At 42.6% G+C, this 20261-nt stretch carries 18 protein-coding genes; 6 read left to right on the forward strand and 12 right to left on the reverse strand.

The window, feature by feature from the left end; genetic code table 11:
• Positions 1-335: 335 nt before the first annotated feature.
• From GJV03_RS17030 to GJV03_RS17080, 11 genes are all read right to left on the reverse strand, one after another.
• Positions 336-1376, reverse strand: coding sequence for an NAD(P)-dependent alcohol dehydrogenase (locus GJV03_RS17030; RefSeq protein WP_154130646.1), 1041 nt, complete (start codon positions 1374-1376; stop codon positions 336-338).
• Between the two features lie 197 nt (positions 1377-1573).
• Positions 1574-2755, reverse strand: a complete 1182-nt coding sequence (locus GJV03_RS17035; RefSeq protein WP_154130647.1) for a carbohydrate porin — start codon at positions 2753-2755, stop codon at positions 1574-1576.
• A gap of 188 nt (positions 2756-2943) precedes the next feature.
• Positions 2944-4458: an aldehyde dehydrogenase (NADP(+)) gene (locus GJV03_RS17040; protein ID WP_154130648.1), complete on the reverse strand. Its 1515-nt coding sequence runs from the start codon at positions 4456-4458 to the stop codon at positions 2944-2946.
• A gap of 30 nt (positions 4459-4488) precedes the next feature.
• Positions 4489-5487 carry an ABC transporter permease gene (locus tag GJV03_RS17045; protein ID WP_004721504.1) on the reverse strand — a complete coding sequence of 333 codons (999 nt, stop codon included), beginning with the start codon at positions 5485-5487 and terminating at the stop codon, positions 4489-4491.
• Between the two features lie 49 nt (positions 5488-5536).
• Positions 5537-7051 carry a sugar ABC transporter ATP-binding protein gene (locus GJV03_RS17050; protein WP_154130649.1) on the reverse strand — a complete coding sequence of 505 codons (1515 nt, stop codon included), beginning with the start codon at positions 7049-7051 and terminating at the stop codon, positions 5537-5539.
• Between the two features lie 61 nt (positions 7052-7112).
• On the reverse strand, positions 7113-8222 hold the full coding sequence (locus GJV03_RS17055; protein WP_004721508.1) for a sugar ABC transporter substrate-binding protein: 1110 nt from the start codon (positions 8220-8222) through the stop codon (positions 7113-7115).
• Between the two features lie 242 nt (positions 8223-8464).
• A complete protein-coding gene (gene rpiA / locus GJV03_RS17060; protein WP_004721510.1) occupies positions 8465-9178 on the reverse strand; it encodes a ribose 5-phosphate isomerase A in 714 nt (237 codons plus the stop codon).
• Between the two features lie 47 nt (positions 9179-9225).
• Positions 9226-10065, reverse strand: coding sequence for a MurR/RpiR family transcriptional regulator (locus tag GJV03_RS17065; RefSeq protein ID WP_004721513.1), 840 nt, complete (start codon positions 10063-10065; stop codon positions 9226-9228).
• Positions 10066-10104: 39 nt separating this feature from the next.
• Positions 10105-10752, reverse strand: coding sequence for an HAD-IA family hydrolase (locus GJV03_RS17070; protein ID WP_004721514.1), 648 nt, complete (start codon positions 10750-10752; stop codon positions 10105-10107).
• 16 nt (positions 10753-10768) lie between these two features.
• Positions 10769-12286, reverse strand: coding sequence for a xylulokinase (gene xylB, locus GJV03_RS17075; RefSeq protein WP_154130650.1), 1518 nt, complete (start codon positions 12284-12286; stop codon positions 10769-10771).
• A 3-nt stretch (positions 12287-12289) separates the two neighbouring features.
• Entirely contained in the window at positions 12290-13774 is a 1485-nt protein-coding gene (locus GJV03_RS17080; protein WP_154130651.1) for an NAD-dependent succinate-semialdehyde dehydrogenase, read from the reverse strand.
• Between the two features lie 291 nt (positions 13775-14065).
• Between GJV03_RS17080 and GJV03_RS17085 the strand changes: the two genes are divergently transcribed.
• The 6 genes from GJV03_RS17085 (at position 14066) to tatC (ending at position 19013) form a co-directional block, all read left to right on the forward strand.
• Positions 14066-15211 (forward strand): fumarylacetoacetate hydrolase family protein, encoded by a 1146-nt coding sequence (locus GJV03_RS17085; protein WP_154130652.1) that lies wholly within the window; start codon positions 14066-14068, stop codon positions 15209-15211.
• Positions 15211-16164 carry a C-terminal binding protein gene (locus GJV03_RS17090; RefSeq protein ID WP_154130653.1) on the forward strand — a complete coding sequence of 318 codons (954 nt, stop codon included), beginning with the start codon at positions 15211-15213 and terminating at the stop codon, positions 16162-16164. Before GJV03_RS17085 ends, GJV03_RS17090 begins: the two co-directional genes overlap by 1 nt.
• 25 nt (positions 16165-16189) lie before the next feature.
• Positions 16190-16951 carry an SDR family NAD(P)-dependent oxidoreductase gene (locus GJV03_RS17095; protein ID WP_154130654.1) on the forward strand — a complete coding sequence of 254 codons (762 nt, stop codon included), beginning with the start codon at positions 16190-16192 and terminating at the stop codon, positions 16949-16951.
• A 561-nt stretch (positions 16952-17512) separates the two neighbouring features.
• The gene (gene tatA / locus GJV03_RS17100; protein WP_004721526.1) at positions 17513-17731 is read left to right on the forward strand and encodes a Sec-independent protein translocase subunit TatA; all 219 of its coding nucleotides are present in this window, start codon (positions 17513-17515) and stop codon (positions 17729-17731) included.
• A gap of 17 nt (positions 17732-17748) precedes the next feature.
• On the forward strand, positions 17749-18231 hold the full coding sequence (gene tatB, locus GJV03_RS17105; protein ID WP_154130655.1) for a Sec-independent protein translocase protein TatB: 483 nt from the start codon (positions 17749-17751) through the stop codon (positions 18229-18231).
• Positions 18228-19013, forward strand: coding sequence for a twin-arginine translocase subunit TatC (gene tatC / locus GJV03_RS17110; protein ID WP_154130656.1), 786 nt, complete (start codon positions 18228-18230; stop codon positions 19011-19013). Before tatB ends, tatC begins: the two co-directional genes overlap by 4 nt.
• Positions 19014-19131: 118 nt before the next feature.
• On the opposite strand, the gene GJV03_RS17115 is transcribed toward tatC, so the two are convergent.
• Positions 19132-20247, reverse strand: a complete 1116-nt coding sequence (locus tag GJV03_RS17115; RefSeq protein WP_004721533.1) for an NAD(P)-dependent alcohol dehydrogenase — start codon at positions 20245-20247, stop codon at positions 19132-19134.
• Between the last annotated feature and the right edge of the window lie 14 nt (positions 20248-20261).

The following is a 20261-nucleotide window of genomic DNA, read 5'->3' on the forward strand; positions in this document are numbered from 1 at the left end:
ATTTTATCATCCAACGTTATTATTCAACTTTCATTTAATTAGTATAATAAATATAGTCAAACCAACGCATTATTCATACAAGTATTTTATATCTAGTCATTGATCATAAAATAAAGCATATTTTTTTGTATAAACTTTTAGAAACTATTGGTTATCAATTCATTTTTTGTACTTTGAATCATAGGTTGTCCTACCATAGGGCGACATGAATGTCGCTGTTGGGTGGGAGTACATATTTTTAATATGCTTCATTTTTAAACACTTCATTTTTAAACACTTCATTTTTAAATATAAATATCCCACCTCACATATCTAAGTGACTAATAATTAATAAATTACAGATCAAAATCGATAATAATTTTAATCATATCTGGAGATGCCGATGCCGCTAACTTAAATGCCTCAATACTTTGATTAAAATGAAATTTTTTTGAAATTAGAGGCTTCACATTGATTTGACCAGAAGCAATCAACGCAATAGAACGCTCATAATCATTTGCGTAACGGAAAATTGAAATCGTCTCAATCTCTTTGACCTGCATGGCAACAATATCCATAGGCACAGCGTGTTGTGGCATTCCAACAAAAACCAGTTTGCCCGCAGGTTTTAGACAATCGGGTGCTGCTGCAATTGCGCTTGCATGACCACTACAATCAACAAATACATCAACCCCACCAGCAAAGTGCCGTTGCACAAAGCACTTTAAATCTTCCTGTGCGACATTACATGCAATTAAACGCTCACCATAATGCTGGACTAAAAAATCCAGCTTCTGTTGTTTAATATCCGTGATGATAACTTGACTACAGCCTGATGCGAGTAATGCTAATGCCATTAAAGCACCAATCGTCCCAGCACCAGTAACCACAACAGTATCACCAGGTGAAATACCCACTTTGCGAGCCACATGTACACCTGAGGCCAAAGGTTCAACCAGCACTGCTTCTTCAAGGCTGACATGATCTGGTACCTTAAAGGTTAAGTTTGCAGGATGGACCACAGACTCACGCAATACACCATGTACAGGCGGTGTTGCCCAAAACTGAATATTCGGATCTAGATGATACAAACCCTGCATCGCTTCTGGAGAATTTGGCTCAAAAACCCCAGGCTCCATACATACACGATCGCCTATCCTTAAATGTTGAACTGCCGAACCCACTTCAACGATGACTCCGCTCGCTTCATGCCCCAAAATCATTGGTGTATTGACAATAAAATCACCAATTCGACCATGCTGATAATAATGCACATCACTGCCACAAATACCCACTTTGGCAATTTTGATGCGTACATCAGTTGTGCTTAGATATTCATTGATCTCAATATCACGAATTTGCAGTTTATCTTTTTCTTCCAGTACCAATGCTTTCATTGTGATTGCTTCCTTGGGTGTTGTTTTCAGTTGTTGCTTTTTTTGTTTTGACCTTCTTCTTCTGCTGACGTATTCCACTGTGGTTGTATTGCAATGGTTGATGTCATTTTTAATTGAGTCATATTTTCAATTGAGTCACATTGTTAAAAACGAGCGATCTTAAAAGACCACTCATTTTTGAATAATCAATTAAAGCCTTACCACCAATATTCCAATTGAGCACCAAAGTTTGAACCACGATTCACATTGTGAAAATTGTTATTCGGCATCACCAAGTCACGCATTTTTTGTTCATTATCGTTCCAAAATGCATAAGTATAATAAAGGCGAAGTTCTGGACGATCATAATAGCCTGTGCCTTTTATCGACCAGGTTGGTGCCAGTGTCAATTTGGTTAGATTACGGGTTTGGTCATTGGCCTTAATTTGGTCATAGCCAATTTCAGTGGAAATTTTAAAATGATCTTGAACCACATACGCCACCCGAGAGCCCACTGAAATCCAATCACGATCTTGTTGATTCTTCAGTTGGTCTTTTTGGTAAATAAATTGAGCTTGTCCATTGAATTTCTTACTGTCTGAGCTCCAATCCAAGATTTCAAGAAAGCGCAGTGAAGAAGTATCACGATCCAGCTCAGGGTTACCGGTATAACTCAGCCCGATCCCAGCGCCTTGACCATATTGTAGCGCCACGGTATTTTTAACATTCAATACCTCAGCCGTGACATTTTGCACAGTCAGTGCCCAGCCCATCTCATCTGCATCAATCAATGACAAACCAGTATTGATTGTATTTTTAGAACCGATTGGAATCCCTTTCACTGTCACATCATGTCGATTGATATATTTTTCCTGAAATACATTGTCTTTTCGAGAAAATACATAACTTAAGGACAAGTCATTGATTTTATAATCATCAATACCGAAGCCAGTAGCACTCTGATTCCAATAAAAGAAATCGGACATGTGAATGTCATTACGTTGATAAAATCTCCTGCCTGCCCAGACATTTGCCCCATTCAGATAGGAAATATTTCTCCAATCCAAATAAATTTGGTTCATTCGGGTAAAACCATTGTCGTCATTAAAACTTAATGTTTGCCCATATCGGTTATAAAACTGAAGCATTCCGTTGATGTTAATTTCGGAATTATCTTTTAACTTGATCAGGTTTTGTTTGGCAAAAAACTCACCGTATTGTTCACATTCATTTCCAAGACGATACTTGGTCGGCGCTCCCGTGAGTTGAAAACACTCTTGTGTTTTGCCATTTTCAGTTGCACCGATTCCCGTACGAAAATAGCCACCAAATTCAATCGCAGATGCAATTTGCGACAATAAAAAAACCGCTGTTCCAACAATCCATACGTTTGTTTTCATGTTAAATTCCTTTTTTAAGCATGAGTTTGCCTTATCCCTCTGATTCATTCAGTTGGATGGAGTAAAGAGCGCACTCATTAAAGTTATATTTATTTCAATTCGGGTTAGAGTTTAATGATGAGATAAAACCATCTCCTTTAATTCATCTCATTGCCTTTATTTTCAAGCACATTGCGCTTGATTTTTACTTAACGTAAATCCACAGGAAGTAAGTCTTCCGTAATATTTTGATAACACACAGGACGCATAAAGCGACGAATCGCCAGCGTACCTACAGAGCTTGCACCAAAGTTTGTTGAAGCTGGATAGGGGCCGCCATGAACCATGGCATCACATACCTCAACCCCAGTTGGGAAACTATTTGCAAGAATACGACCTGCTTTACGTTCCAGCACAGGCAGTAATTGACTTGCAACGTGATGATCTGCTTGATCAAGATGAACCGTACAGGTAATCTGCCCCTCAAGGGACTTCGCCACGTGCATCAATTCATCGATATTTTTAACAATAACCACTAAACCCAGCGGTCCAAATATTTCTTGTTCTAAGGTCTTATTCTCCAGCCATGCTTTGCCTGTTGTAACAAACAGATAAGGACTCGCATTACGCAAATCACTGCTTGAACTAAAGACTTCACTTACATCTGCTGTATTTGCCAAACGTTTTTGCCCTTCACGATAAGCCTCGGCAATCGCATCGGTTAACATGACTTGTGCTGGAACAGATTCAAGTGTTTTTACAACAGTTTGAATATACGCATCTGCTGCTAAACCTTCGATCAACACGGCGACCCCAGGATTGGTGCAGAATTGACCTGCACCTAATGTCAATGATTCAGCCCAGCCTTTGGCAATTTCAGCACCACGATTGGCAATCGCATTGGGCAAAATAAACATTGGATTGACAGAACCCAGTTCACCAAAGAACGGGATCGGTTCTGGACGTGCAACACAAAGATCATATAAAGCACGTCCACCACGCAATGAACCTGTAAATCCAACCGCTTTAATCAACGGATGTTGTACTAAGCTTTGACCAACATCTAATGCTCCACCGTGGACTAAACTAAATACACCAGCGTGCAGTCCACATTTTTCAATCGCAGCATGAATCGCTTCAGCAACAATCTCCGCTGTACCTGGATGTGCCTCATGCCCTTTAACCACAACTGGACACCCTGCGGCCAATGCCGATGCTGTATCCCCGCCTGCTGTTGAAAATGCCAGCGGAAAATTTGATGCACCAAACACTGCAACTGGTCCGATTGGGCGTTGCATCAAACGAATATCTGGACGTGGCAGTGGCTTTCGATCCGCAAGTGCAACATCATGCCGGCGATCCAAAAACTCACCTTTCAAGATATGTGCAGCAAAAAGTCGCAGCTGCCCCACAGTACGCCCACGTTCTCCTTCCAGTCGAGCCTTGGGCAACCCTGTTTCTTGGGTTCCAATCTGGGTAATCGCATCTGCTCGAGCTTCGATTTCATCAGCAATGACATTAAGAAAAGTCGCGCGCTCCTCAAGCGTTGAGTAACCATAAGTGCAAAAAGCATCTTCTGCGGCTTGGCACGCTTGATTGACAAGTTCACGATGACCGACAGAAAAACGAGATACTGAACCATCAATGGGGTTATTGGTAAAAGTCTGATCAGTCGCAATCCACTTCCCTGCGATTAAGTGCTGACCATGTGGTTGAAAAGACATTGTGCTTGTTCCTCGATCAAGTTGAGTAAATTAACCAAAATAACGGACGCGGAAAGCATCAATCAGTACTGCAATAAAAATCATGATTCCTCCAATCATTCCGACATAAAAAGAAGGCACATTGATAATTGCAAGTCCGACCTGAATGATCGTGAGTAGCAATACACCACCCAATACGCCTTTCACATTGCCACGCCCACCAAATACACTGACACCTCCAATAATCGGCGCCGCAATCGCATAGAGTAGATAGCTTGAGCCTTGATTTGATGTAATCGCCATTTGCCATGAAGCCAGTAAGAATCCCGCAAGAGCAGCAAGAAACCCAGAAATGGTATAAGTCATAATTTTGATACGCTTCACTCGGATTCCCGCAGAGAGTGAAGCAGCAGGATTTCCACCTACAGCATAGATTGAACGACCTAAAACGGTATGTTTCAACATCACGCCAATAATCAGCAACATGATCAAAAATACCACCGGCATTAATGGCCAAGTCCCGAGGGTTGCTTGCCCAATCCAGGTATAAGCTTCTGCAAAATTATTCAGCGTTTTGCCTTGCGTTAAGGCCAAAAGTGCACCTTGAAGGATGATCATCATTGCTAGGGTTTGGATCAACGCAACCATTTTTAATTGGGTGATACACCAACCATTAAAGAACCCAATAAAAGTACCGACCAATAAGCCCAGTAAAATCGCGGCAAACCAAGGTAATCCCCAATCAGAATAAGCAAGTGCACCTACAGCAGCGGAAAAACCTGCATTTGCTGGAATTGAAAGATCGATTTCAGCAATCAACAATGGCAATGCGACAGCCAAACCCAAAAGCCCTAAAACGGTTGCCTGCACCATGATATTTTGCAAATTAAACACGGTAAGAAAGTATTCATTAAATGCACCAAAAATGATGACCAAAGCGATCAACCAAATCCAGACCACGTTGTGGAGCACCCAACCTAAAATTTCGCGAGTATTTTTCTTTGCTGTAATGTTGGTGATCTTATTGTCTGCTGCTATTTCATTACCCATTGCATCTCTCCTTACTCATTGCATCTATCCTTATTATTGTCTCGTGACATCACGCCTGAACGGATGCACGTAGACGGTCGACGGTAATCTCCTGCCCCGTCAATGTTTCTTTTACAGTCCCTTGATCAAAAATACACACGCGATCGACCACACGAACCAATTCGTCCATATCGGTTGAAACAATGATGACCGCAACACCAGCACGACTAAGTTCATCAATGATGCGTAATACATCTTGTTTCACCCCAATATCAATTCCACGTGTCGGTTCATCCACCATCAGCAATCGTGGCTTTGCTGCCAACACTCGTCCCAAACACACTTTTTGCTGATTACCACCACTCAATGTATCCACTGCATATTCAGCATTCGGTGCTTTCACCCCCATTGCGTTAAAATAATGCTGAATCACCGAATCCTCTGCCTGTTGATCGATAAATCCCAATTTTGAGCGTTGTGATAAAGAAGACAGCGCAATATTCGATCCAATTGACATCTGTCCAACAGCCCCATCATGACGACGATCATCAGAAAGATAAGCTATTCCCATATCAAAGGCTTCATGTGGAGACGTTGCTAAAGCTTGCGCATCTTCACCATGCATTGAGATCGAACCTTTTGCAGGATGCAATCCAAAGATTGCCCGAGCAATTTCTTTTGCGCCTGCGCCAGGCAGACCTGTAAATCCAATCACTTCGCCTGGACCAATGTTCAGTTGTTGCAAGGCCAAATCTTTGCCATATATATTTTTTAAACAAACAGCAGGGATTTGACCGGTGTAATCACATCGCTCCCGTTGAAAAAGCGCAAGGTCTCTCCCGATCACCAACTCAGTCAGTTGTTCAGCACTCATGTTACTCACATTGTCAGAACCACCTGCCAAACTGCCATCACGTAATACAGTCACCGCATCACAAATTTCAAGAATTTCATCGTTGTAGTGTGAGATAAAGATAAACGTTACCCCCGTAGCTTTTAATTTATGCATAAAATCAAATAACTGACGGCGATCAGCAACAGTTAATGCCGCTGTTGGCTCATCTAAAATAATCACCCGACCACCAGAGAACATCGCCCGTAGAATATTTAACTTACGTCGTGCCACCGCATTTAAATGCCCTGCTAGCGCTTTGGCATCGATATTGGTTCCTTCAAGCATGCGACTTGCATTGCCACGCAAAGTTTTCCAATCGATAAAGCCTTTTTTATTCGGCCAAATACCCAGCATCAGGTTTTCTTCTGCGGTCATGTTGTCAATGATCATTGGCTCTTGTGTCACCAAGAAAACCCCTACGGCTTCCATTGCTTTAACATCAACATGCTCAAGTACACGACCATTTAAAATAATTCGCCCAGATGTGGGGGTGACTTGTCCCGAAATGATGCCAACCAATGTGGATTTACCTGCACCGTTTTCACCCAGCAAGCCATGAATAGAACCTTTACGAATTTCAACCGTGACACCGCGTAGTGCTTGAACCACACCATAACTTTTGGTCACGTTCTCAATGCTTAGGATCTTCTCATTAATTGCCTTATCAATATTCCGTTCATGTAATCCCATTTTTTCTCTCAACATTGCTTATTTGTCATCACTGGAACAAGTCTGCTTTACTCAATGCGAATTAAGCATAGGGAATGCCCCAATCCTTCTCAGCTACTGCCCCCCAATGTCTTGCATCACTAGCATTGTCCTTATTGATGACAAAAGCAGGAATAATCAGTGTTGGTCCTGTTTTACCTTTTACGATGACGCCCTTTTCCCAAAAGTACTTGGTGTTTTGGTATTCACCCAAAGGCACTTCTGTATTCTTCAATGAATGCTTGGTTAGCATTTCAACCGCAATCTCACCATAAGCGATTGGGTCTTGAGATACACATGCATCCATATAGCCTTCCTGAATCCATTTCAAAGCAATTGGCTCACCATCAATCGTCACAAAAATAACATGGCCTTCCTCACCGACCTTCTTCCAACGATTTCTTTGTTGCAATGCAGTCGCAATACCGCGTGCAGGAGAGTCAGAAGGTGCATGTACTGCATCTAGATCAGGATGCTCAGATAAGGTAGATAAAGTTACCGCCAGCATTTTTTCCAGTTGCCCTTCAGTCGGTCGTGACAAATAGGTAATTTCTGGGTATTTCGCAAAAACTGAATCCATGCCTTCTTTACGTAAACGCCATGCCACAGAAGCCAAAGCACCAAAACAATTTAAGACTTTACCTTTTGGCTTTCCGTACTTTTTGACCAAACGACTTACAATTTCCTCAGCAGCAATGACACCGCCTTGAAAATTATCAAAACTTACAGTAATTGCGACATCACCACCATCCGCAGGCGTATCGATGATACCGACAGGAATTTTTTGCTGGTTATAGCGCTGGATGGCAGAAACAATCGCCTGACTGTCTATTGAATCTGAAATAATTGCAGATGGTTTTGATAAGAGTAAGCTCTGCCACTGCTCAAGCTGACGGGTACTGTCAAAGTTTGCATTGGTGGCTTGAAACTCGCCTGAGTTGGCTTGCACCGCACGTTTAACAGCTTCTTCCTGAATCACAAAAAAGTAGTAATCAAGACTTTTATTGGAATATGGAATTGAAAGACGAGTTGCGGTTGATGTAGAACGACTACATCCTATAAGCCCTCCCCCCAAACTCAGTCCTATACCTGCTGCAACTGCGCTTTTAAATAGATTACGGCGGGTTATTCCGCCCTGATTTGATTTTGTCATTGGAATATCTCCTTTATTCCTTATTTATTAAATCTAGTAATACTACATTTTTAATTAAACTGTCAATAACATCCCATGCAGAATATTTAAAAAATAATCTTTAGATACAATAAATAGATACTTAAAATTAAACAATAAAAGCTTAAATATATAATAAACACGGATATTTAAGAGAAATATCAACCATTTTATTCTGGTAAATCGATTTTAGTTTTATAACATTCAAATATAGTTTTACTATATTATCGCATTTTTACGTAAGAGGTTCCATCAAAACACGCCACCACCATCCCCACCGCTTCACGAGTAAACAGACCATTTTCGACCACACCCGGAATTCGATTGAGCTCAATCTCTAATGGTGATGGATCTTTGATTATTGGCCCACAATGGCAGTCTAGAATAAAATGACCACTGTCTGTCACGACGGGTTGCCCATCACGCATTCGACGTTCAATCCGTATATTGTCAATACCATGTTCTGCAAGTACACGTTCAACCATTGCTAAGGTTTGCTTCCATGCAAATTGCACCACCTCAACTGGAAGCGGAAAGCCACCCAAACAATCGACAATCTTGGTTTCATCACAAATACAGATCATTTGTTTAGAAGCGTGTGCGATGATCTTCTCCCAAAGCAAACAAGCACCACCACCTTTGATCATATTAAACTGGTGATCAACTTCATCTGGACCATCAATGGTCAGATCAATTTCACCGATCTCATTGGGATCCGTGATTTCAATCCCCACCTGTTGTGCCACCTCAATGGTTGAACGAGAAGTGGTGGTACACGTCAGGGTTAATCCATGTTCTCGGATGTGTGCACCCAACTCTCGAACAAAAAAATGCGACGTCGTTCCAGAACCTAAGCCCAATTTCATACCATCATGGATAAAATCCTGAATTACTCGGCGTCCTGCTACTTTTTTTGCTTCATCCTGTTGATTACTCATTCAGTACTCCTGTTACTTACGCAGCTTCATTGCTGTTTTCTAATCGATCAAATCTTATCCGTGTGCCATAAATCAAGCGCCGGCAATTGATCAGGAAATTGACTACCACTTGCGATTGCAATGGCAGTGACTAACATATTGGTCACCAGATGATGGTTCAGACGTGAAGCCAACGGCGTCATAAGCTCAGTATGCTCATAAGGCTGCACGGCAATAAGCACATCTGAAATCTGTGCCAATGGACTATCATGTGCCGTAATCGAAACCACTTTTGCACCACGTTTACGGGCAATGCTGGCAATCTCAACCATTTTCCGCGTATGTCCAGACTGCGAATAAATCAAAATAACTTCTTCAGGTCTGGCGCTATCGGCATGAATACGTTGGTGCTTTGTACCAAGCAAGGCCTGACAGCGAATACCCAGTCGTTGAAATTTATGTTCTGCATCCACAGCATTGATTTCAGACATTCCTGTGGCATAAATGCCAACCCAATTTGCTGCTTGTAGGCAACCTGCTCCCGCCGTGATTTGCTCTGGCACTAAATCTTCAGCCAAGCGCTGAATTGCATTCAGTGAATTACGGCAGGTTTTCCGCACTATATTTTCAATACTGTCATTGGGAATAATTTGCTCATAAGCAAATGGTGCAGATGGCACTAAGCTCTGCGCCAACTGAAGTTTTAAATCCTGATAACCCTCAAAACCAAAACGGCGGCAAAAGCGCATAATGGTTGGATCACTGACAGAACAGACTTCCGACAGACTCGCCATACTCATCTGGATCACTTCAGAAGGTGATGTCACCACAAAATCAGCCACACGTCGTTCAGCACGATGCATGTTTTCACTTTCTTGAAGAATCCGCTGTAACAAACTGACGGTCATACCACCACACTCCTAGCCGCCACTTGACAGCACATCAAATCAAACTTGTAATAAATCTGCCAAACGACTTAAACGTTGCTTGGCAGAAATTTCCACTTCTGGGCCACCGCCCCAAGGTACAACAAAAAAAGGCACATCGGCACCCACTGCAGCTTGTTGATCAATGGGTGTATCGCCAACATAAGCCCAGCCACCAGAAACCAAATTCATCGCGTCCGCCACAGCCAACAAATGTTTTGGATCTGGTTTACAGGCAGGTACCGCATCGGCACCCAAGGCCACATCAAATAACTCAGATAAGCCCAATTGCTGCAACACTTTAGCAGTGATTGCATGGGTTTTGTTGGTACAAATACCCAATTTTATCCCAGCCGATTTTAACGCCTCAAGATCTTCACGTACGTGTGGAAAAATTCGGGTATGCCCCGCCGGATTGGCCAGATACGCCTGTTGATAACATTGTAAAGTTTGCTGTAATGTTACTTCGTCATAGGCAACATCCAATTCATCTAAAATATCGATAATCAGCCGACGTGGACCATTGCCAAGAAATTTTTCAACAAAATGCGCCTCAAGCTTGGGCCAACCATTTTGAGCAAAGCCAATATTTAAAGCCTCCGCAATATCAGGCGCACTATCAATTAGCGTACCATCTAAATCAAAGATAAATGCAGAATAAGCAGTCATAAAAAACTCCTGAGAATTATTGGTCAAAAATTGGAGAACTTAACGCGGTAAGCGTTTGCCCCAATACGGGATAGAGACTGCGATACATTTCATGCGCTTGTGCATACACCTCAGCGACTGCCAAATTTGGCTGTTCTCTAGAAATTGCCCGAAAGTTTTTGATCGCACTCTGTGCATCGGGCCAAACCCCCATTGCCAAGCCAGCAACCAATGCAGCACCAAAGGCGGCACCTTCAGCAGCACCATCGGTCGTCACCACCTCACAACCAAATACATCAGCCTGAATTTGTCGCCAAAGGGTAGACTTTGCACCACCCCCAGAAGCTTTAATCACATGCTTTTCAATCCCTAATGGCTGCATTAAGGAATACATATCCGCCAAGGCATGCACCACCCCTTCCATCACAGACCGAGCAACATCACCACAATCATGTCGTGCAGTGAGACCGATAAGCGCGCCACGCGCTTTAGGGTCGGCATGAGGGCAACGCTCGCCATACAGATAAGGTAAAAACAATAAGCCCTTTGCACCCGCCGTACTCGCTGTTGCTTTGGCGACAATTTGCTCAAATGAAAGATGTTGCCCGTCAGCAATATGACAAAAATTCTCACGGAACCAATTCATTGCACTGCCAGCATTGAGAGAGACACCCATACAATGCCATTTATCAGCAGCCACATTGCAGAAAACCTGCAAACGACCTTTTGGATTTTCTTGTGCTGTATCTAAGGCAGCAGCGAGAATCCCACCTGTACCAAGTGTGGTTTGCAGTTCACCCGGCTCAATCACACCTGAACCAAAAGTCTGAATTACCGAATCCCCACCCCCACCCGCAACAGGCAATCCCTCTGGAAGACCGAAGAGTACTGCACCTGCTGCTGAGACGTGTCCTGAAATCACTTGTGATTCAAATACCGGTGGGAGTATCGCAGGATCAATTCTTATCTTTTCGATTAAATCCGTGGCCCATTGTCGTGAACGCACATCAAACAAGCCTGTGCCAGAAGCATCAGAAACTTCAGTGGCAATCACCCCAGTCAGACGTAAACGCAAATAATCTTTCGGGTTCAACATGCTACGCATACGCGCAAACAGCTCAGGCTCATGGCGTTGCATCCAAAGAATTTTGCCACCGGTATAGCCCACCAACATTCTGTTATTAGTTGCCGCAAGTAATCCATCTAAGCCACCGGCAGCCACGACAATATCATCACATTCAGCTTGATTACGTTGATCATTCCATAAAATAGCTGGGCGTAAAACTTGCTGTGAAGCATCAAGTGGAACCAAGCCATGCATTTGCCCAGACAAGCCAATACACAATATTTGCACTGGAGGCGCTTTGGCCAATGCTCCTGCGACAGCCTGACGTGCACCCTCCACCCACAATTCAGGATCTTGCTCCGTCCAATCTGGTCGAGGTCTAGACAATGGATAAGTTGCGATATCGGCTGAAACAACTTTTCCTTCAATATCGATCAATAAAGCCTTACATCCTGAAGTTCCTATATCTATCCCTAGAAGTACTTGCATAAATCAATTCTCCACGCCGTGGTATAAACGAATATGTTTGAAATTAAAATATTCAAGCAATCCTTCACGACCATGTTCGTAGCCAACACCACTCTGCTTACGACCACCATAAGCAGCATTCATTATTCCAGCATCAACGTTATTGATCGCAACATTGCCATAATCAAGACCCACTGAAACCCGATGAATTTCTGTCAAATTTTGAGCATAACAATAAGCTGCTAAACCATAAGGCGTATCATTGGCATAGCTGATTGCCTCATCCAAATCATCAAAAGGTGCAACCCCAACCAAAGGACCGAACGTTTCTTCGCTCATGACTTGCATACTATGCTTACAATCCGCGATCACAGTTGGACGAAAAAAATGTCCTTTGGCATATTGAATCCCCTCTGGTGCTTTACCACCAGCCACCAACCGTGCGCCTTTAACCAAAGCATCTTGGAGATGGGTACGCGTTTTATCTAGAGGCTCAGCAGATGCCATTGCCCCAAGATCAGCGGCTGGATTTTCCAAGCCATTATCGACACTCAATGCATCAGCCGCCGCTGCAAGTTGAGTAACAAACTCCTCATATATTGCGCGATGCACATAGATGCGATTAATCGCAATACAGATTTGCCCACAATTACGGAAGCTACGCCGTGCTGCACCTTTGACCGCTGCATCAAGATCAGCACTCGCAGTGACAATCATCGGGCAATTGCCACCCAACTCTAAAGACAGACGTTTCACTTGTGGGCAACTTTGTTGAATATGCAAACCCACTGCACTTGAGCCCGTAAATGCAATTTTATCCACTAGCGGATGCTCGACCAGTGCCTGCCCCACTTGTGAGCCTTTACCTGTCAATACATTGACTACTCCTGCAGGAATACCCGCTGCATGACATTTTTGTGCAATTGCCAAAGCAGTAAATGGCGTCAATTCAGCAGGTTTAATAACGATGCTACATCCAGCAGCAAGGCTGGCACATAATTTCCACCCCACCAACTCAGCGGGATAGTTCCACGGTGTAATTGCAGCAACCACACCAATCGGTTCACGTACCACTAAACTTTGGAATCCTTGTTGATCATTGGGAATAATTTCACCATGCACTCGCGTGGCTTCTTCAGCATAAAAATGACATGCTTCAGCGAGTTTTAGAATTTCACCTTTTGCTTCATGAACAGGTTTGCCTTGTTCCGCTGTCATGATCATTGCCATATTTAAGGCATCCGCAGCAATAAGGTCGCCTAAACGATGCAAAGCGATCGCACGCGTTTTTGGCACGAACTTAGACCATGAAGCAAATGCATAACGTGCAGCAGAAACAGCCGCATCAATCTCATCCGTCGTTGCTGCAGCAATATGACCAATCACCTCACCCGTTGCAGGGTTTAGCACAGGTAAGCGAGGTCCTTTACCTTTAGAAAATTTTCCGTCGATATATAAAGTACTGTCGAGTACAGCGATTGATTCAGCTAAAGCATTATTTTTCATCATTTACTTCACGCCTTCCTATGCGAGTAATCTTGTTATTCATTGTTAAAATATATAGTAATACTATTTTTATGCAAGAATAATTTATAAATTATCTGAAAACCCTTTGGGAAAACATCAAAACCAACAATAAAAATAAAATAATTTATAAATAAAAAACAAATAAATATATTAAAAACCCATTAATGTAAGCGAATAATATCTGCATATACTCAATACACTACTTGACCAAAGCTAAAATTAAAAAGTAGTATTACTAGATAGAACAAATGATAAACAAAGGAAGGATTCTCCATGTTACCCACATCACTCAACAGCGCCAAATTGGTTGGACGTGTTTGGCTTCCTCACAAAGGGCCATCGGTTGTCATCTTACGTGACAACATACTGATTGATGTTACTGAGTCGGTCATCTCAATGGCTGATTTTCTTGACCATGATCCTGCTGGTCGTTTTGACCAACTCACAGGTGAAGTGCTTGGGAAAGTTGAAGATTTGGTGCTTGATCCTGCAGAAATGGGTTACCACGCAGATCGTCCTTGCTTACTTGCACCCTGTGACTTTCAATCCTTAAAAGCTTGTGGAGTTACTTTTGCCAAAAGTATGGTTGAACGTGTCATCGATGAACGAACCTCGGGTGATCCAGCTCGTGCCGAAGCATTACGTCAACGTATAGGTACACTAATCGGCGGCAGTTTATCGAATATTCAAGCGGGTTCTGAACAAGCAGCCGAAGTTAAAGCGACATTGATTGCTGAAGGTTTATGGTCACAATATCTCGAAGTCGGGATTGGGCCAGATGCAGAAGTCTTCACCAAGTCACAACCCATGTCTGCTGTAGGTTATGGTGCACAAGTGGGGATTAATCGAATTTCAGCATGGAACAACCCTGAGCCAGAAATAGTGTTGGCGGTGGATAGCCAAGGCAATATCCGTGGTGCGACGCTGGGCAATGATGTCAATCTACGCGATGTTGAAGGCCGTTCAGCGCTATTACTCGGCAAGGCAAAAGACAATAACGCATCATGTTCAATTGGCCCGTTTATCCGTCTATTTGACTCAGAGTTCACCCTTAGCGATATTGAGAATGCCACTCTTCACATGTCTGTAACTGGTGCAGAAGATGGTTTCAGCATGTCGGGACACTCCAATATGGCGGAAATCAGTCGTAAACCCGCGCATCTGGTCGCACAAACCTACAATGACTCGCATCAGTACCCAGATGGCTTTATGTTATTTTTAGGCACAATGTTCGCGCCAACACAAGATCGAGAAGGTCAAGGTTCTGGCTTTACCCATAAACCTGGTGACGTGGTCGAAATCTCAACTCCGCTTTTAGGCACATTACGCAATACTGTTGTTTATGCTGATCAAGCACAACCATGGACTTATGGAACCCGTGCACTGATGCGTAATTTAGTAAAACGAGGAGTGCTCTAATGAAATTAGTGGTCACTGATCAAGCCTTTGGTAATACACGACATGAGCAAGCGGCCGCGCAAGTTGCTGGGGCAAGTTTTGCAGCATTTCAATGCCGTAGTGAAGCAGAAACAGTACAAGCCGTTGCAGGAGCAAATGTAGTACTCAACAACTTTGCACCAATGACCCATCGTGTGATGCAGGCCATGGCAACTGGTGCAACCATTGTACGTTATGGCGTTGGTGTCGATAATGTTGATCTCGTCGCCGCAAAACAACTTGGAATACAGGTTTGTAATGTACCTGATTATGGTATTGAAGAAGTCGCTGATCATGCGGCTGCCATGACCTTGATGATGGTACGTAAACTCAATCAGTATGACCAAGGTATCCGCGCAGGTGAATGGAAGATCGATCGGATGGTTACGGGTATTCGTTCGTTGCGTAATACCACCGTAGGTTTAATCGGGCTGGGACGTATTGCGAAAGCTTATGTCTCACGCCTCGCTGCCTTTGGTTGTCATATAATTGGCTTTGACCCATATGTCACCGAAGCGCAAGCAAAAGCACTAGGCGTTCACTTAATGTCACAGGAGCAAGTGATTTCTTCTGCCCATGTTTTATCGCTACATGTTCCACTGACCCCAGCAACACGTCATTTGATTGATGCTGAGGCGATGGCAAAAATGCCTCAGGGTTCAATCATTATCAATTGCTCAAGAGGTGGATTGATTGATGAAACAGCATTAGCCGCAGCCTTGGTCAGTGGACAAATCTCAGGCGCAGGACTCGATGTCTTTGCACAAGAGCCATTACCAGCAGACTCGCCTTTACGTACAGCACCTCATTTAATCATGTCTCCACATGCAGCGTTTTTTTCTGATACATCGGTAGATACCTTACAGCGCTTAGCCGCTGAAGAAGCATTACGCAGTTTACGTGGTGAACCGTTACGATGCTCACTCATCACATAAAATGGAAAAGACAAAGAGAAAAGATATGGATTATCGCAAGAAAATGGACTTAAGCAATAAACTGGCACTGGTCACAGGTGCAGGTCAAGGCATAGGTGCAGCAATTGCTGAAGCACTTGCTGCGACAGGCGCCGAAGTTATTTGTACCGACATCTTACTGGATCGTGCAACAACAACTGCACAAGCGTTAAAGGCCAAGGGCTATCTTGCGCGTGCGGAAAGCTTAGATGTCACGGATAGTGCAGCGATTAACGCGCTTGCTCAAGCTTTACCAGCGCTGGATATATTGGTATGTAATGCGGGCATTGTGACGAATACTCCAGCTGAGCACATGACAGATGAGGAGTGGGATAATGTCATCAACATCAACTTGACTGGCATCTTTAAGACTTGTCGTGGCTTTGCCCGTCAAATGCTGGATGCTGGACGAGGATCGATTATCAATATTGGTTCAATGTCAGGACAGATTGTCAACGTGCCACAACCACAATGTCACTACAATGCCTCAAAAGCAGGCGTGCATCATTTAACGAAATCGCTTGCGGTTGAATGGGCTCAACGTCATATTCGGGTGAACGCTGTTGCCCCCACCTATATTGAAACACCGTTATTAAAAAATCTTGAAAACCAAGATAACTTAGTCAATCAATGGCTGGATATGACACCGGCCAAACGTATGGGGCAAGCTCATGAAATTGCGTCTATTGTGCAATTTCTGGCTTCAGATGCCTCAAGTCTAATCACAGGTTCAATCATTACGGCGGATGCAGGCTATACCTGTATTTAAAGTCACCTCGCTCAATGCGATCTATTAAGCTTGGGCCTAACTTGAAAATAAAGGAAGATGATCTTATTCAAGCATTGGAACAGAATCAAATTATGGGGTATGGTACAGATATAGTGGATCAGCAATCCAGTTGAGCGGCTTGTTGTTTAATCAAGCCGAATAGCCCAAAGCAACTCAAGCCTCATCTGCTTAATTTATCCATTACAGGAGAGATGACTAAAACAACCACTGAAACATAGCAATGATTATTTTCAACGCTATTTCGATATTAAAAGACGATTTAAATAAGAATATTCCAAAGATTAAATGGAATTTAATTGACTGGACAAACAAAGTGAAAATGATGCTGAAAGAGAAAAAAATTCTTGTGAATTTATTGAAATTTTCTCTTTTAAAAACTTAACTTATAACCTACTCGCTCAAAACCTATTAAATGCACTGCTTTTAAATGTAAGACCCTAAATGATTAGGTTATTTAAAACAATGAATTGAATCAATGGATGTTGATCTCAATACAGTAAAAATCAATTCTCATGGACAGGAATAACAAGGGAGAACACTATGGCTGGTTTATCAATTTGGCATGTAATCATTTTTGCAATTGTGGTTATTTTATTATTCGGAACCTCTAAGCTTAAAAATATTGGTAAAGATGTTGGCGGCGCAGTCAAAGACTTTAAAAAATCAATGCGTGAGGAAGAAAACATCGCATTAAAAGAAACCAACACGCTTGAACATGAGGAGACCAAGAAACCATCCGACTCAACCATTAACAGCTAAGTTTAGGGATGATATAGATGTTTAATGTTGGAATGTCTGAACTTTTTGTGTTTGGCATTATCGCTCTTCTGGTACTTGGACCAGAAAAACTGCCAGAGGCCGCTCGTTTCGCGGGGAAATGGTATGCCAAACTCATGCATTTTGTGAACAATGCCAAACAAGATATTGACCGTGAACTCGGGTTATTCGAACTGCGTGAGCAAGTCCAACAAGAAATGCAGCGTATGGCAGAGCTTGAACAAAAAATGCAATCCCAACTTGCTGAACTTCGGCAGCAAACAGAGGCAAGCGACGCTAAACAACAGCTACAGAGCGGCGCTATTGAAAAAACAGCAAAGTTTAACAGTTTGATTTATTGTGATTTGTTGAGTAATCAAGCGTATTACGCAGTATTTACACCCCATTATTTGCAAAAATTTTTACAGCATCAACCACTATCTAATGATTATCAGACAGAGCCTAAAGCCTCATCTCTGGTAAAATTAAAGGTGATCGCATGAATACACAGCTCCCTCAATCTTCATCACCCGCTGTGATTACAAAAGACCTACCGTCTGAAGAACTACAGCAAATGCCACTGATTGAACATTTGGTGGCGCTTCGTCAACATTTGTTTAAAACGGTAGGGGTTCTATTCGCACTGTTTTTTTGTTTATTGCCTTTTGCCAATCGAACGTATCAACTACTCTCAGAACCATTAAGAGCCCAGCTTCCTGCCAATTCATCCATGATCGCAACAGATGTTACTGCAACATTTATGGCACCATTTAAGCTTAACTTTTTTGTGGCGATTCTGCTGGCAATGCCTTTTATTATTTATCAGCTCTGGAGTTTTATTAAACCCGCACTTTATGAAAAAGAAAGATCACTGGCACTTCCCTTGCTGTTGGGTAGCATCCTATTATTTTACGCAGGAATTGCCTTCGCTTACTTTATTGTACTACCTTCTATTCTGCACTTTTTCATTAGCGTCTCTCCCGAAACCGTCGCACCCATGACCGATATCAATAGTTATCTCAGCTTTTGTTTAAAGTTATTTTTGGTGTTTGGGGTAACTTTTGAAATTCCAATGATCACACTTTTATTGATTTTGATTGGTGTGGTTAGCACTCAGAGTTTAATTGCAAAACGCCGCTTTATTATAGTGGGCTGTTTTTTTATCGCTATGTTTGTAACACCACCTGATGCAATTTCCATGATTATGCTTGCGATCCCAATGTGGTTATTGTTTGAGCTGGGTTTATTATTTGGAAAATTACTGGAAAAGCGAAGAAAGCTCTAAACTCATCCAACTAGCTTAAAACACTAAACCTCCAATCTAAGACTAAACCCAAAATTTAAACTTAAAAAACTTATAATCAAAGAAATGGCATGCTCCTCAATGAGCATGCCATGCAAGATTATGCAATTTTAATAATCGGTTTGAGTGTAATACCCTTGTGACTATCTATCGCAGCTTGATTGATTTCATCAAATGCATAGAATTTTACAAGTTGGTCAAAGGGAAATTTCCCTTGTTGATATAAGCGGACTAACTCAGGGATAAATTTCTTGGGCGAACCACTCCCCTCAACGACACCTAAAATCGTTTTCCCACCCAATAACAGATCATTTACATCAAATTGTGCAGTTGTGCCTAATTGAGGTGCACCTACCACGGCGATTTTGCCTAAAATACCCAGCGCATCAACACCTTGTTTTAATATCTCAGGTCGCCCAGTAGATTCCAAGGCAAAGTTGACTCCACCATCAGTAATCTCTTTAATCGCAGCCACAGGATCTTGAGTTTTACTATTGATCACATGAGTTGCACCCAATTGTTTTGCCAATTCCAAACGTGATTCAACAATATCAACAGCGATAATGATTGAAGCACCACACACTTTTGCCGCAAGTAAAGCACTTAGACCAACAGCGCCAGCACCCCAAGTCACAAAACTACTGGCAGGTGTCACTTTTAAGGCATTTATACATGCGCCAGCACCTGTTTGAATACCACAACCTAATGGTCCTAATAGTTCGATTGGTACATCTTTAGTCACTTTAACCGTGTTATTTTCACGACTTAAAGCATAGGTTGCAAAGGAGGATTGGGCAAAAAAATGATCATTTACCACGCCTTGATCATGGGTACAAAGCGCATGATTCCCTTCTGAATCTGCCCCACTAAAATTTCGTCCAAAAAACTCTGAACAATAGGCAGGATTACCAGTATTACATTGGGTACATTTCCCACAATAACCATAGCTTAAAACCACATGATCGCCGACTTGAAGCTCGGTTACGTTAGGGCCAATCGCCTCAATAATTCCTGACCCTTCATGTCCAAGGACGGCAGGCAGCGGTACCGGATAATATTGATCACGTACAATCAAATCGGTGTGGCACATTCCTGTAGCAACCACTTTTACCAATACTTCATCACCTTGCGGCTGACGTATTTTTAAAGCTTGCAGCTCAAAGTCAGCACCTTTACATGGGGTCACTGCGGCAATAATATCTTTTAATTCACTCATGGTATAACGTCCTG

The sequence above is a fragment of the Acinetobacter sp. RIT698 genome (assembly GCF_009668065.1).
GTDB classification, from domain to species: Bacteria; Pseudomonadota; Gammaproteobacteria; order Pseudomonadales; family Moraxellaceae; genus Acinetobacter; species Acinetobacter guillouiae.

Bases quoted from the DNA above. Each gene is read 5' to 3' on its own strand.
- GJV03_RS17030 (WP_154130646.1), bottom strand. From the start codon at position 1,376: ATGAAAGCATTGGTACTGGAAGAAAAAGATAAACTGCAAATTCGTGAT.
- GJV03_RS17035 (WP_154130647.1), bottom strand. From the start codon at position 2,755: ATGAAAACAAACGTATGGATTGTTGGAACAGCGGTTTTTTTATTGTCG.
- GJV03_RS17040 (WP_154130648.1), bottom strand. From the start codon at position 4,458: ATGTCTTTTCAACCACATGGTCAGCACTTAATCGCAGGGAAGTGGATT.
- GJV03_RS17045 (WP_004721504.1), bottom strand. From the start codon at position 5,487: ATGGGTAATGAAATAGCAGCAGACAATAAGATCACCAACATTACAGCA.
- GJV03_RS17050 (WP_154130649.1), bottom strand. From the start codon at position 7,051: ATGGGATTACATGAACGGAATATTGATAAGGCAATTAATGAGAAGATC.
- GJV03_RS17055 (WP_004721508.1), bottom strand. From the start codon at position 8,222: ATGACAAAATCAAATCAGGGCGGAATAACCCGCCGTAATCTATTTAAA.
- rpiA (WP_004721510.1), bottom strand. From the start codon at position 9,178: ATGAGTAATCAACAGGATGAAGCAAAAAAAGTAGCAGGACGCCGAGTA.
- GJV03_RS17065 (WP_004721513.1), bottom strand. From the start codon at position 10,065: ATGACCGTCAGTTTGTTACAGCGGATTCTTCAAGAAAGTGAAAACATG.
- GJV03_RS17070 (WP_004721514.1), bottom strand. From the start codon at position 10,752: ATGACTGCTTATTCTGCATTTATCTTTGATTTAGATGGTACGCTAATT.
- xylB (WP_154130650.1), bottom strand. From the start codon at position 12,286: ATGCAAGTACTTCTAGGGATAGATATAGGAACTTCAGGATGTAAGGCT.
- GJV03_RS17080 (WP_154130651.1), bottom strand. From the start codon at position 13,774: ATGATGAAAAATAATGCTTTAGCTGAATCAATCGCTGTACTCGACAGT.
- GJV03_RS17085 (WP_154130652.1), top strand. From the start codon at position 14,066: ATGTTACCCACATCACTCAACAGCGCCAAATTGGTTGGACGTGTTTGG.
- GJV03_RS17090 (WP_154130653.1), top strand. From the start codon at position 15,211: ATGAAATTAGTGGTCACTGATCAAGCCTTTGGTAATACACGACATGAG.
- GJV03_RS17095 (WP_154130654.1), top strand. From the start codon at position 16,190: ATGGATTATCGCAAGAAAATGGACTTAAGCAATAAACTGGCACTGGTC.
- tatA (WP_004721526.1), top strand. From the start codon at position 17,513: ATGGCTGGTTTATCAATTTGGCATGTAATCATTTTTGCAATTGTGGTT.
- tatB (WP_154130655.1), top strand. From the start codon at position 17,749: ATGTTTAATGTTGGAATGTCTGAACTTTTTGTGTTTGGCATTATCGCT.
- tatC (WP_154130656.1), top strand. From the start codon at position 18,228: ATGAATACACAGCTCCCTCAATCTTCATCACCCGCTGTGATTACAAAA.
- GJV03_RS17115 (WP_004721533.1), bottom strand. From the start codon at position 20,247: ATGAGTGAATTAAAAGATATTATTGCCGCAGTGACCCCATGTAAAGGT.